This window comes from Maritimibacter sp. (genome assembly GCF_016774595.1).
In the GTDB taxonomy this organism is placed as follows: domain Bacteria; phylum Pseudomonadota; class Alphaproteobacteria; order Rhodobacterales; family Rhodobacteraceae; genus Maritimibacter; species Maritimibacter alkaliphilus.
Genome location: NZ_JACBWT010000002.1, coordinates 846,966 through 860,256 on the forward strand (window position 1 = coordinate 846,966; position 13,291 = coordinate 860,256).

The window sequence follows — 13,291 nt, forward strand, 5'->3', positions numbered from 1 at the left end:
GCGCTCAGACGATCGTCGCTTCGGTCTTGGAGCGCAGTTCGTCCTCGGTCACGTCCGGGGCGAGTTCCACGATCTTCAGACCGCCCTCGACCACGTCCAGCACGCCCAGATCGGTGATGATCCGGTCGACGACGCCCGTGCCGGTGAGCGGCAGGGTGCATGACTTGAGCAGCTTCGTCTCGCCCGCCTTGTTGGTGTGATCCATCACGACGACGACCTTTTCGACACCGGCGACAAGGTCCATCGCGCCGCCCATGCCCTTGACCAGCTTGCCGGGGATCATCCAGTTCGCGAGGTCGCCGTTCTCGGCCACTTCCATCGCGCCGAGGATCGCGGCGGCGATCTTGCCGCCCCGGATCATGCCGAAAGACATGGCGCTGTCGAAATAGGACGTGCGGTTGAGTTCGGTGATCGTCTGCTTGCCCGCGTTGATGAGGTCCGGGTCTTCCTCGCCCTCGTAAGGGAAGGGGCCCATGCCGAGCATCCCGTTTTCCGACTGAAGCGTGATGTCCTTGTCGCCCACGTAGTTGGCCACGAGGGTCGGAATGCCGATCCCGAGGTTCACGTACATCCCGTCTTCGAGTTCCTGCGCGGCCCGTTCGGCCATCTGGTTACGATCCCAAGGCATTATGCGTCCTCCCGGCTGCGCGTGGTGACTTTTTCGATCCGTTTCTCGTGCTCGCCCTGAATGATGCGGTGCACATAGATGCCGGGCAGGTGGATGTGGTCGGGGTCGAGCGCGCCGCGCTCCACGATCTCTTCCACCTCGACCACGCAGACCTTGCCGCACATGGCCGCCGGCGGGTTGAAGTTGCGGGCGGTTTTGCGGAAGACGAGGTTTCCGGTGTCGTCGGCCTTCCACGCTTTCACGATGGACAAATCCGCGAAGATGCCTTCTTCGAGGATGTAGTGCTCGCCGTTAAACACCTTGACCTCTTTGCCCTCACCGATCTGGGTGCCGTAGCCGGTCTTGGTGTAGAACCCCGGAATGCCGGAACCGCCGGCGCGCATCCGTTCGGCCAGCGTGCCCTGCGGGTTGAATTCGAGCTCCAGCTCCCCCGCCAGATACTGCCGCATGAATTCCGCGTTCTCGCCGACATAGGACGACATCATCTTCTTGATCTGGCGGGTGTCGAGCAGCTTGCCCAGCCCGAACCCGTCGACGCCCGCGTTGTTCGAGGCGACCGTCAGGTTCTTCACGCCACTTTCGACCACGGCGTCGATCAGAAGCTCGGGGATGCCGCAAAGGCCGAAGCCCCCGGCGGCGATCAGCATGTCGTCACGCAACAGGCCATCGAGCGCGGCCTTTGCGTTGGGGTACACTTTTTGCATATCCGTTCTTTCTCTTTCGTGAAAACGATGGACCCTGCGGCTGGCCCGATGGTCTCTCCTCCCCCGGCGACCGTCCGCCAAACTCGGCGGGACACTACCGGGGGGGCACATCGGGTTCAAGTTCCTGACCCTACGTAAAAATACGAATGCTGCGGGTGCAAGAGCGAGTTTCGACAAACCAGACGGGTGAACCGCGCCGGTTTGCAACCCGCAACTCGACCCGGCTGGCGAAAATGTCATGGAAATCCGTTTGGTTTCCGGGCCATGACCCCCTATTTCTTGAGGAAACGAAAAAAGAATACATACCGCCAACGGGGACGACGGATGGGAGACGGGAGCAATCTGCTTGTAATCATTGCGCTATTGCCATTTATCGGCGCGCTGGTTCCAGGCTGGATGATCCGGGCAGGCAGAAACGCCTGCGCAACATTTACAGCAGTGCCGACGGTGCTCGCGCTGGTCATGCTGGGCATTCTGGCGCCGGACGTGATGCGGGGCGAGGTCATACAGGCGCGGTTCGAATGGCTGCCGCAGCTTGGCTTGTCGGCGTCCTTCTTCCTCGACGGGCTGGGTCTGCTCTTTGCGGGCATGATCCTTGGTGTCGGGCTGCTCATCATCCTGTATGCGCGGTTTTACCTGTCCGGCGACGACCCGATGGGGCAGTTCTACACCTATCTGCTGCTCTTTCAGGGCGCGATGCTGGGCATCGTCTTGTCGGACAACATCCTGCTATTGCTGGTGTTCTGGGAGCTGACGTCGCTGTCGTCCTTCCTACTCATCGGCTATTGGAAGCACCTGCCCGAAGGGCGTCAGGGCGCGCGGATGGCGCTGGCGGTCACCGGATCGGGCGGGCTGGCCATGATCGGCGGCATGCTGATCCTCGGCAATATCGTGGGCAGCTACGACCTGACCGACATCCTTGCCTCCGGTGACCTCATCAAGTCGTCGGAGTGGTATCTGCCCGCGCTGATCCTCATCCTGCTGGGCGCCTTCACCAAGTCGGCGCAGTTCCCGTTCCATTTCTGGCTTCCGCACGCGATGGCGGCACCGACGCCGGTGTCGGCCTATCTCCACTCGGCCACGATGGTGAAGGCGGGCGTGTTTCTCATGGCGCGGATGTGGCCCGCGCTCGCGGGCACCGAGGCGTGGTTCTACATCGTCGCGACCGTGGGTCTGATCACCATGGTTCTGGGCGCGGTCATCGCGCTGTTCAAGGACGATCTGAAGGCGCTTCTGGCGTTCTCGACGGTCTCGCACCTTGGCCTGTTGACCATGCTTCTGGGCTTCGGCACGACCGCCGCCGCCGTCGCCGCGGTCTTTCACATTATCAACCACCTGACCTTCAAGGCCGCGCTCTTCATGACCGCCGGGATCGTGGATCACGAGGCGCATACGCGGGACATCAAGCGGCTCGGTGGGTTGGCGAAGCTCATGCCCATTACCGCGACGATTGGAACAATCGCGGCACTGTCGATGGCGGGGATTCCGCTCTTCAACGGGTTCCTGTCGAAAGAGATGATGCTGGAAGAAGCGTCGCATACGTACTGGTTTGAAAATCCGTGGGTCGTGCCCGCGCTCGCCACGCTCGGCGCGCTGTTCTCGGTCGCCTATTCGCTGCGCTTCATCTTCCACACCTTCGGCGGGCCGGTGCGCGACGACTATCCGCACACACCGCATGATCCGCCCTTCGGCATGTATGCGGCCCCTGCGCTGCTTGTCGTGCTGGTGGTCGCCATCGGCGTGATGCCGTTCCTCGCCGACAACCTCGTCGCGGTCGCGGCCTCGGCGGTGGCGGGAGAGGCGCTGCATCCGCATCTGAAAATCTGGCATGGCGTGACCCCGGCACTGTTCATGTCGCTCGCCGCCATCGCCGGCGGGATCGTTCTGCTGCTCATCCACCGTCCGCTCGACCGGGTGTGGATCGCGGCACCGCGCCCCGAGGCCAAGGCGATCTTCGACAAGCTGCTGGCGCTTCTGGTCGGCGCGACGCGCTGGATCGCCGAGGTGACGCACAATCGGTCGATCACCCGTTACCTCGCCATTTTCACCGTCGCCTCGGTCGCACTGGGCTACGCCGCGTGGACCGGGGGCGGCATGTCCGCGCCCAGCCGCGAGATGTTGCCGGTTCCGCCGCTCGTGGGTCTTGGGTTCGTCCTGCTGATCGTCGGCGCCGCCTCGGTCGTGCTGTTCCATCGCAACCGCTTCCGCGCCCTCGTGGTTCTGTCGATCATCGGGCTGATGGTGTCGGCAGGCTTCGTCTATCTCTCGGCCCCCGACCTCGCGCTCACGCAGATCTCGGTCGAGACCGTGACCATCATGCTGCTGTTGCTGGCGCTGCATTTCATTCCGAAAGAGACGCCAATGGAAACGCGCGTCGGCAAGAAGATCGCCGACGGGGTCGTCGCGCTTGTCGCGGGCACGGGTGTCGGTGCGCTGGCCTATGCCTTCATGCGCCGCGACGTCGATACGATCTCGGGCTTCCACCTCGACAATTCCTATGCGGGCGGTGGCGGCAACAACGTGGTCAACGTGATCCTCGTAGATTTCCGTGGTTACGATACCTACGGCGAGATCATCGTGCTGGGGATCGCCGGTCTCATCATCTACGCGCTGATGCAGGCGCTCTTGGGTGGCCCCGCCGGGCGCAAGCTGCGCAACACGGACTTCACGCGCGATCTGTCGCGGGACCGCCACCCGCTGATGATGGTGGTCGCGACCCGTGTCATGATGCCCATCGCCGTCATGGTCGGCATCTACATCTTCCTGCGCGGCCACAACTATCCGGGGGGCGGGTTCGTCGCCGGTCTGGTCATCGCGATTGCGCTGCTCATGCAATACATGGCCTCGGGCTTTGCCTGGACGCAGTCGCGCCAGCGTATTCAATATCACGCGATGATCGGCTTCGGCGTGGTCATCGCGGGGCTGACGGGGGCCGGGTCGTGGTTGGCCGGAAAACCGTTCCTGACCTCGGCTTTCGGATATTTCGAGTTCCCGCCCATCGAGGAATTCGAGCTCGCGACCGCCGCGCTCTTCGACCTCGGCGTGTTCCTGACCGTGCTGGGTGCGGTGATGCTGATGCTGTTCAGCCTTAGCCGGATCGCGCGCTATGCCGGGCAGTCCGTGAACCTCGAACCGATGGACTACGATCCTGCCGACAGGGTGAAACCGCTCGAAGGGGGGAAAGAGTGACATGGAACTGATCGTCGCGACCTCTGTGGGTGCCATGACCGCTGCCGGGGTCTACCTGATCCTGCGCCTGCGCGCTTTTCCCGTGATCCTCGGGCTGGCGCTGCTGTCCTACGCCGTGAATGTGTTCATCTTCGCCTCGGGGCGGCTTTCGGTGAACCTGCCGCCGATCCTGAAATACGGCGACGCCTCCTATACCGATCCGCTGCCGCAGGCGCTGGTGCTGACCGCCATCGTGATTTCCTTCGGCATGACCGCCGTTCTCGTGATGATCGCCATTGGCGCATTTCTCGAGACCGGGACGGACAAGGTCGATATCGAGCGCGGAGACGAGGATGAGGAGGAGCCGGTGAAATGACCCACTGGATCATCGCCCCCGTCATCCTGCCTGCGCTGCTGGCGCCGATCATCGGCTATGTCATGCGTTACGACATCCTGATCGCGCGGATCGCGTCGATCGTGGGGACCATCGGCCTTGTCGCCATTGCCGCCGGACTGTTCGCAAGCGCCGCGCCGGGCGAAACCTTCGTCTACCGGCTGGGCAATTGGCCCGCGCCCTTCGGGATCGTGCTCGTGCTCGACCGGCTGTCGGCCCTTATGGTGCTGCTCACCTCGGTCCTCGCGCTCATCGTGCTCGTCCACGCGGTCGCGACGAACTGGGATCAGAAGGGGCTGCATTTCCATGCGTTGTTCCAGTTTCAGCTCATGGGTATCTCGGGCGCCTTCCTGACCGGGGACGTCTTCAACCTGTTCGTGTTCTTCGAGGTGCTTCTCATCGCCTCCTACGGTCTGATGATCCATTCGGGCGGGCGTGAGAGGATGCGGGCCGGCCTGCAATACGTCATCATGAACCTTGCCGGGTCCACGCTGTTCCTGTTCGCGCTGGGCACGCTTTACGCGTCCACCGGTACGCTGAACATTGCCGATCTCGCCGTGCGCCTGCGCGAAATTCCGGTCGAGGATGCGGCCATCGTGCGCGTCGCCGCGATGCTCCTGATGATCGTGTTCGCGGTCAAGGCGGCGCTGTTTCCGGTGCAGTTCTGGTTGCCGGGAACCTATGCCAACGCGCCTGCGCCGGTGGCGGCGCTGTTCGCGATCATGACTAAGGTGGGGGCCTATGCCATCATCCGCGTCCACACGATCGTCTTCGGGCCCGACATTCCGGCGACGGGCGATATGGCCGGGTTGTGGCTGTTCGCGGCCGCCATCGTGACCGTGGGGATCGGGGCCTTCGGCGTGCTCGGTGCGCGCCGGTTGATGCCGCTGATCGCGTTTTCGGTTCTGGGGTCGATGGGCACCCTGATGCTCGCCATTTCCGCCTTCACCCCCGGCGCGACGACGGCGGCGCTTTATTACCTCGTACATTCGACATTCGCCGCCGCCGCGCTGTTCCTCATCGCCGATCTCGTGGTGACGCGCCGCCCCGGCGACACGCTGACAACGCTTCCCGCCACGGTTCAGAACGGCCTGTTCGCCGCGCTCTTCTTCGGAGCGGCCATCGGCATGGCGGGGATGCCGCCGTTGTCGGGGTTCCTCGGCAAGCTCTTCGTCCTCGACAACCTGCGCGACCCTGCCGAAATCGGCTGGGCCTGGACCGCGATCCTCGTCGGCTCGCTCTTCACGATCGTCGGCTTCGCGCGAGCCGGATCGGCGCTGTTCTGGAAATCGACCGCCTTCGTCCTGCCGGAGAACGTGATTTCCGACGACGAGGAAAAGGAAGAGGTTCCGATCACCCGCGACCCGGCCAAGGCTTGGGAAGTCGCCCCGACCATGGCGGCCATCGGCATGTTGGCGGCGCTGTCGATTTTCGCCGGCCCCGCCGCGCGGTATTTCGAACTGACGGCGGATCAGCTGTTCGACCGCAACGCCTATGTGTCGGCGGTCCTTGAAAACCCCGATGGGCTGAAGCCCTATCCCGACGATCATCACGGCGAGGAAGATGCGGCCTACGACGAAGACGCCGCGGAGCACGATGACGACGGGTCTGCGAAAGACGGGGGGCACTGATCCATGCTGAGACGCCTGATCCCCCACCCGATTGTCAGTATCCTGCTTCTGATCGTCTGGATCCTGCTCGTGAACAAGGTCACGGTCGGCAACATCGTGCTGGGCGCGTTCCTCGGCCTCGCCGTGCCGGTGTTCACCGCGCCCTATTGGCCGGACCGGCCCAAGGTGCAAAAGCCGTTCAAGGTTCTGGAATACGTGCTGGTCGTGCTTTGGGACATCATCGTCGCGAATGTCGAGGTCGCGCTCATCATCCTGTTCAAGCCGAACAAGAAGATCGAAAGCCACTGGGTCAACGTGCCGCTCGAACTGACTTCGGCCGAGGCGATCACAGTGCTGGCCGGGACGATCACCATGACCCCCGGCACCGTTTCGGCCATGCTGTCGGCGGATGGCGGCAACATTCTGGTCCATTGCCTGCACACGAACGACCCGGACGCGGTGCGCCACGACATCAAGCACCGCTATGAGCGGCGATTGAAGGAGATTTTCCCATGATCGAAATGGCGCTGTATTTCGCGATGGGCTGCTTCGGGGTCGGCCTGTTGTTCAACCTCTACCGCATCGCCGTCGGCCCGCAGGCCGCCGATCGCATCCTCGCGCTCGACACCATGGTCATCAACGTGATCGCCCTGATCGTGCTCTACGGCATTCAGGGCGGCACTGCGACCTACTATGAGGCGTCGATGCTGGTCGCGATGGTCGGGTTCGTGTCGACGGTCGCCTATTGCCGCTTCCTGCTGCGCGGCGACATCATCGAGTGAGGGGCTGAGATGGAGATGTTCTACGAAATCCTGATCACGGTCTTTCTGGTCCTCGCTGGCATCTTCGGCCTCGCCGGGTCGTTCGGCCTGGTCAAACTGCGCGACACGATGCAGCGGCTTCATGCTCCGACCAAGGCGACGACGCTGGGGGTGGGCAGCGTGCTGATCGCGTCGATGCTGTATTTCGGTCTCATCAAGGGGCAACTCAGCTTTCACGAGTTGCTCATCACCATCTTCCTGTTCCTGACGGCACCGATCACCGCGAATTTCATCGCCAAGACCTATATGGCGATGAACATGAAGCCCGAGGACATTCCCGAAACCGAGCGCGCCTATGGCTGGGCGATCTTCGAAGACCCGCCGCAGCCGGTCGTGATCGACGATGAGGGGCAGGAGGGGGCCTGAGCGCCCTCAGACCTCGCTGAGTTCCTTGGCGTGCATCCAGTCGGCGTGACGCGGCGCTTTCTTGGTGCGCGACCATTCTTCGAGCATTTCCCATTTCACGTCGTTCAGACGGGCGAGCATCTCATCTTCCGCCGGGTCGGGGCAGGCGAGTTCGATGCGGTGACCGTTCGGGTCGAAGAAATAGATCGAGTGGAAGATCGAGTGATCGGTGACCCCGAGCACCTCGACCCCATTGGCCTCCAGATGCGTCTTGGCGTCGATCAGGGCCGGGCGGTCGGCCAGTTTGAACGCGATGTGCTGAACCCATTCCGGCGTGTTCGGGTCGCGGCCCATGTCGGGTTTCGTCGGCAGTTCGAAGAACGCCAGCACGTTGCCGTCGCCCGCATCGAGGAAGACATGCATATAGGGGTCCGGTTCATGGGTCGAGGGCACGTGATCCTCGGCGATGGCGAGGATGAAATCCATGTTCAGCATCTTGCCATACCACTCGACAGTCTCTTTCGCATCGCGGCAGCGATAGGCGACGTGATGGATTTTCTCGATCTTCATGGCGTGTCCTCCGTCCGTGTTCCACGCTTATCGTTGCAAATGCAACGATTGTCAATCCGCAAACGTGAAGGGGTAGGGGAGAGGAAACGCCGTGCGCCTATCGGAACGGAATTCCCGATCCGCGCATCTTTGCATTCTCCCGTGTCGCTCCGGTGCGCAGAATGTCCCTTTTCGCACGTGGAAGGGCGTTGACCTGCGGTAACGGGAATTGTCTCTACGGCGAGACGCGAAAAACAGAAGAGAGACCAAAATGACCGCCTTTGTCCTGACCGTTCGTTGTGCCTCCCGCCGCGGGCTCGTCGCGGCGATTTCGGGTTATCTCTTTGAAAAAGGCTGCAACATCACGGATTCCGCGCAGTTCGACGATGCCGAAACGGGCCGCTTCTTCGCCCGCATCACCTGCGCCCCCGAAACGGGGACCGAGCTGGAAGACCTGAAAGAAGGCTTCGCCCCGATCGCCGAGGAATTCGGCATGGAGTGGGGGATGCACGACACCTCCGAGCGGATGAAAGTCATCATCATGGTGTCGAACTTCGGCCATTGCCTGAACGATCTGCTCTACCGCTGGCGCATCGGCGCGCTGCCGGTCGACATCGTGGGCGTGGTGTCGAACCACATGACCTATCAGAAACTCGTGGTGAACCACGATCTGCCGTTTCACCACATCAAGGTGACGAAGGAGAACAAGCCCGAAGCCGAAGCCCGGCTGATGGACGTGGTGACCGAGTCCGGTGCCGACCTCGTCGTGCTGGCGCGCTACATGCAGATCCTGTCGGACCGTCTGTGCAAGGAAATGTCGGGGCGGATCATCAACATCCACCACTCGTTCCTGCCGTCGTTCAAGGGGGCCAACCCCTATAAGCAGGCGTTCCAGCGGGGCGTGAAGCTGATCGGGGCCACCGCCCACTACGTGACAGCCGACCTCGACGAAGGCCCGATCATCGAGCAGGACACCGTTCGCGTGACCCATGCGCAAAGCCCCGGCGATTACGTGTCGCTCGGGCGCGACGTGGAAAGTCAGGTTCTGGCCCGCGCGGTTCATGCGCATATCAACCGCCGCTCGTTCCTGAACGACGACAAGACGGTGGTCTTCCCGGCCAGCCCCGACAGCTACAAATCCGAGCGGATGGGCTGACACGGGGACCGGCCCTCGCGCTTGACGGGGCAGGGACGGCGGGCGATGCAGGGGCATGACGTTGCCTTTCATCACCGCCGAAACCGCTGACGACCTCCTCACATGGCCCGCCGTGGTCGACGCGCTGGCACATGGGCACACGCTGCCGCGCGCCGACGTGGGCGACCTGTTTCTTGGGCCGCCTACGGGCACGCTGATGAGCCGCGGCGCCTATATCGAGGGGCTGGGCTACGGCGTCAAAACCTTCACCGTGACCGATGGGAACGCGGCGCGGGGATTGCCCACCGTGCAGGGTGCGATGCTGGTGTTCGACCCCGATACCGGCACGCCGACCGCGATCATCGACAGCGCGTTGGTGACGAAATGGAAGACGGCGGCCGATTCCGCGCTTGGGGCGCGGTTGCTTGCGCGGCCCGACAGCCGACACCTCGTCATCGTCGGCGCGGGCACCGTGGCGGCGAACCTCGCCGAGGCCTATGCCGCGATTTTCCCGGCTCTCGAAACCATCACGATCTGGGCCCGGCGCAGGGAACAGGGCGAGGCGTTTGCCGCAGAGCTTGCGCATCTCGGTCCCACCGTTCAGGCGGCAGACGATCTGGCGCAGGCCGTTGCGCAGGCCGATATCGTGTCGTCGGCCACGATGGCGCGGTCGCCGGTGATCTGCGGTGAATGGCTTGTCCCGGGCACGCATGTCGATCTGATCGGTGCCTTCAAGGCGGACATGCGCGAAGCCGACGATGTGGTGCTGACACGCGGCACGCTGTTCGCCGATGCCCGCGCCACGACGCTGCACCATATCGGCGAGTACAAGATTCCCTTGGAGGCCGGGATCATCACCGAAGACGATCTGCGGGCGGACCTTTACGACCTGATCTCGGGCGGCGCTTCGGGCCGGGCTTCTGAGGACGAGATCACGGTCTACAAGAACGGAGGCGGCGCACACCTCGACCTGATGACGGCAAGCGCGATTTCCGCTGTCGTTTCCGGCGGATAGACCGCGCGAGGCAGGTCAGTTCGCGTGTTCGCGCACCACGTAGATAATCATCAGCGAGATGCCCCAGATCATCACGGCGAAGCAGAAGAAGACCAGCGTCGTCTGAAGCCGTTTGGGATAGAGCGACTGCTCGGGCAGCGACGGTTTCACGAAAGAAGCGAGATACCGCTGCTGCTTGTCGGCTTCGAGCCGCGCACCCTCGCGGGCGGCGAGTGCGGTCACATAGGCCTGCCGCAGGAATTCCATATCGACGGCCAGACCTTCGTAGATCCCGAGCCGTTCGGACATGCTCAACTCGGCGTTGCCTTCTGCAAGATCGCCACCTTGTGAGGTGTTGGCGTTGCCGGTGCCAAGCCGCTGGCGCTGTTCTTCCAGTTGCCGCTCCATCGACTCGATCTCGGTTTTCAGAACCCGGACGGTCGGCGCATCTTCGCTCAGATAGGTGAGGAGCGAGTTCAGCCGGGCGCGGGACGAGGAAAGCTGGCCCTCAAGCTGTGTCAGGAGTTCGATCTGCGCCCCGGCCGAGGCTTCGGGGTCGACATCCTGCCGTTCGTCGCGGAAGGCGACCATCGCCTGACGATGTTCGTCGAGCTGCTGTTCGATCCGGGCGACTTCGCGTTCGGCGCTGGCCATGGAGTCGAACCGGGCCTGTTCGGACACTTCGTTCACGAGGTCCGAAGCGACCTCGAGGATCGCCGCCGACAGCGCCTGCGCGCTTTCCGGATCGAAGGTCTGCACCCGAAGCGTCAGGATCTGCGAGGCGGTGTCGAAATAGATATCCACCCACCGATTCAGATACTTGCGCAGTTCTTCGGCGGTCGGATCGGCCTTGAGCTTGGTAAGGAAGTCCGCCTGTTCGGTGTGGTAGATCTCGACCAGATCGACCTTGTCTTCCAACTGGTCGACCAGATCGCGACTCTCGATGAAATCGACCAGCATGTAGCTGTCGCTCATCGTGGACCCGGCGCTGGTCATCGTCGTCATCATGCTCAGAAGGTCGCCCGAAGGCACCGTGCTGGACGGCGAGCGCACCGCGAACTTGGCTTCGACGGCATAGCGGTCCGCCGCGAAGTGGAAGAAGTAGAGGGCCGTCAGCGCCGTCGGGATGACGACGAGGAACAGAAAGCTGAGGCGCGTCAGCCACCGGCGGCGGGCCTGCGCCCGCATCGACCGCTTCTGGGCCTCGTTCGCGTTCAGGACATGCACTTTCTGCGGCGCGGGCTTTTTGTCCGGCGCAGGCTTGGTGTCTTCGTTGCGCTTTTGGGTCTGCGCGTCAGGCGACATTGGCATTGTCCATGTGTAAACCTTTTCTATCTAGGCATAATCCCGTGGCCTCGCAAGCCTCACGAGATATGGCGTCTCACGCTTCGTTGAGCTGCTCATACCTTTTGATCGCGTCTTCGATGTCCTCGTAATACGTCATCTTGCCACTGTCGAGAACGAGGCCGGTCTGGCAATACTCGCGCAGGTTGTTCATCGAATGGGACACCATGACGAGGCGAGAGTAGGGGAGGCGGTCCTGAAAAGCCTTCTTCGACTTGGCTTTGAACCGGGCGTCGCCGACCGCCATGATCTCGTCCACGAGGTAGACCTCGAAATTGACGGCCATCGACACACCGAAGGCCAAACGCGCGCCCATGCCGGAGGAATAGGTCTTCACCGGCTCGTGGTAGAACTGACCGAGTTCGGCGAAATCCCTGACCTTCTCGACCATCTCCTCGGTGTCCTGACCGTAGATCCGCGCGACGAAGCGCACGTTCTCGACCCCCGAAAGCTCGCGGTGGAAGCTCCCACGAAAGCCGAGCGGCCACGAGATCGTCTTGTTGCGCCGGATGTCGCCCCCGTCCGGCTCTTCGATCCCGGCGATCATGCGCAGGAAGGTCGACTTGCCGGCCCCGTTGCGCCCGAGGATCGCGATATTGTCCCACGGCAGCGCCATCGAGACACCGTTCAGAATGTTCCGACGTCCCCCCTTGATCGTGTAGGACTTCGAGACGTTCTGAAGCTCGATCATGTTGTCTTGAATCTTGTCAGCCATTCGCCCACGAACCCGAAAAAGTTGAGACAACACACCCAGGTGAAGAGATAGAGCAGGTTGATGTCTGGCGCTGAATAGTCCGCAAAGTACCCGACACGAAACCCCTCAACACCGTGAACCAGCGGATTCCACCACAGAATCATCCGGTATTGCGTGGGGATGCTCGACAGCGAAAAGAAGATGCACGAGACGAAGAACGCCGGGCCCATGATGATGTGATACAGGTTCTGCGCTGACGGCAGGAACCGCTTGATGACGGCCAGCGAAAGTCCCGCGCCAAGCGCCATGAGCGCGAGCAGCGCGAGGGGCAGGGCCATGAGCGGCACATGCTCGGGCGGCGGCACGTCCATGAAGGTGATCTGGAAGCCCAGCACGATCGCCATGACCAGAATGTTGGTCGCGAGGTCCAGAACGAGCCGGGCCAGAACGGCGTCGATCGGTTTGACCATCGGGTAGTTGAACAGCGCCCGGTTCGCCTCGAACGCGTTCATGATATAGGCGGCGGTGTTCCTGAACATATTGAAGGACAGGACGCCGGTGGCGAAGAACAGCGCAAACTCGGCCCCGCTTCCGTCGCTTCCGCCCCTGAACTCGCGAAACAGGATCGTCAGGATCGTGATCTGGAGCACCGGCTCGACGATGGCCCATGTGTAGCCCGCCTTGGACCGGCCGTGGCGCACGCGGGACTCGCGTAATACGAGTGCCAGGATCACTCGGATATGGGTCGTTAGTGTTTTCATGCTCTTCCCAATGACATGGCGGGTTTGCCGCCGAGTGATGCGCCCGTGCACCATATGCGGTTGACATAGCTGGGCGAAACACGGTGAGTTTGATAGACAGCCGGAAAGAGTTCGTCAAAACACGATGTTGGACTTGGAAGATTG

General features: G+C 62.5%; 14 protein-coding genes. 8 read left to right on the forward strand and 6 right to left on the reverse strand.

Features of this window, described 5'->3' with window-relative positions; all coding sequences use genetic code 11:
• Positions 1–4: 4 nt before the first annotated feature.
• Positions 5–628: a 3-oxoacid CoA-transferase subunit B gene (locus HOY44_RS15420; protein ID WP_040884570.1), complete on the reverse strand. Its 624-nt coding sequence runs from the start codon at positions 626–628 to the stop codon at positions 5–7.
• Positions 628–1,332, reverse strand: coding sequence for a CoA transferase subunit A (locus tag HOY44_RS15425; RefSeq protein WP_008330182.1), 705 nt, complete (start codon positions 1,330–1,332; stop codon positions 628–630). Before HOY44_RS15425 ends, HOY44_RS15420 begins: the two co-directional genes overlap by 1 nt.
• Before the next feature lie 324 nt (positions 1,333–1,656).
• On the opposite strand from HOY44_RS15425, the gene HOY44_RS15430 reads away from it, so the two are divergent.
• From HOY44_RS15430 to HOY44_RS15455, 6 genes are read left to right on the forward strand one after another with little or no spacing between them, the layout of a single operon-like run.
• Complete coding sequence (locus HOY44_RS15430) at positions 1,657–4,521, forward strand: monovalent cation/H+ antiporter subunit A (protein WP_287435826.1); 2,865 nt, start codon at positions 1,657–1,659, stop codon at positions 4,519–4,521.
• A 1-nt stretch (position 4,522) separates the two neighbouring features.
• Positions 4,523–4,876 (forward strand): Na+/H+ antiporter subunit C, encoded by a 354-nt coding sequence (locus HOY44_RS15435; RefSeq protein WP_008330177.1) that lies wholly within the window; start codon positions 4,523–4,525, stop codon positions 4,874–4,876.
• The gene (locus tag HOY44_RS15440) at positions 4,873–6,525 is read left to right on the forward strand and encodes a monovalent cation/H+ antiporter subunit D (RefSeq protein ID WP_287435828.1); all 1,653 of its coding nucleotides are present in this window, start codon (positions 4,873–4,875) and stop codon (positions 6,523–6,525) included. The genes HOY44_RS15435 and HOY44_RS15440 overlap by 4 nt, the downstream gene beginning before the upstream one ends.
• Positions 6,526–6,528: 3 nt before the next feature.
• Entirely contained in the window at positions 6,529–7,020 is a 492-nt protein-coding gene (locus HOY44_RS15445) for a Na+/H+ antiporter subunit E (RefSeq protein WP_008330174.1), read from the forward strand.
• Positions 7,017–7,286 carry a K+/H+ antiporter subunit F gene (locus HOY44_RS15450; RefSeq protein ID WP_287435831.1) on the forward strand — a complete coding sequence of 90 codons (270 nt, stop codon included), beginning with the start codon at positions 7,017–7,019 and terminating at the stop codon, positions 7,284–7,286. The genes HOY44_RS15445 and HOY44_RS15450 overlap by 4 nt, the downstream gene beginning before the upstream one ends.
• 9 nt (positions 7,287–7,295) lie before the next feature.
• Entirely contained in the window at positions 7,296–7,691 is a 396-nt protein-coding gene (locus HOY44_RS15455; RefSeq protein ID WP_008330170.1) for a Na+/H+ antiporter subunit G, read from the forward strand.
• 6 nt (positions 7,692–7,697) lie between these two features.
• Here the strand turns inward: HOY44_RS15455 and HOY44_RS15460 are convergent, their stop codons facing one another.
• On the reverse strand, positions 7,698–8,240 hold the full coding sequence (locus tag HOY44_RS15460; RefSeq protein ID WP_287435834.1) for a VOC family protein: 543 nt from the start codon (positions 8,238–8,240) through the stop codon (positions 7,698–7,700).
• Positions 8,241–8,490: 250 nt separating this feature from the next.
• On the opposite strand from HOY44_RS15460, the gene purU reads away from it, so the two are divergent.
• The gene (gene purU / locus HOY44_RS15465) at positions 8,491–9,375 is read left to right on the forward strand and encodes a formyltetrahydrofolate deformylase (protein WP_287435836.1); all 885 of its coding nucleotides are present in this window, start codon (positions 8,491–8,493) and stop codon (positions 9,373–9,375) included.
• 55 nt (positions 9,376–9,430) lie between these two features.
• Positions 9,431–10,369 (forward strand): ornithine cyclodeaminase family protein, encoded by a 939-nt coding sequence (locus HOY44_RS15470; protein WP_287435838.1) that lies wholly within the window; start codon positions 9,431–9,433, stop codon positions 10,367–10,369.
• A 15-nt stretch (positions 10,370–10,384) separates the two neighbouring features.
• Here HOY44_RS15470 and HOY44_RS15475 read toward each other — a convergent pair whose 3' ends face one another.
• From HOY44_RS15475 to HOY44_RS15485, 3 genes are all read right to left on the reverse strand, one after another.
• Entirely contained in the window at positions 10,385–11,653 is a 1,269-nt protein-coding gene (locus HOY44_RS15475) for a KpsE/RkpR family capsule polysaccharide export protein (RefSeq protein WP_287435840.1), read from the reverse strand.
• 76 nt (positions 11,654–11,729) lie between these two features.
• The gene (locus HOY44_RS15480; RefSeq protein ID WP_235889080.1) at positions 11,730–12,407 is read right to left on the reverse strand and encodes an ABC transporter ATP-binding protein; all 678 of its coding nucleotides are present in this window, start codon (positions 12,405–12,407) and stop codon (positions 11,730–11,732) included.
• Entirely contained in the window at positions 12,380–13,147 is a 768-nt protein-coding gene (locus HOY44_RS15485) for an ABC transporter permease (RefSeq protein ID WP_161600684.1), read from the reverse strand. Before HOY44_RS15485 ends, HOY44_RS15480 begins: the two co-directional genes overlap by 28 nt.
• Positions 13,148–13,291: the final 144 nt, after the last annotated feature.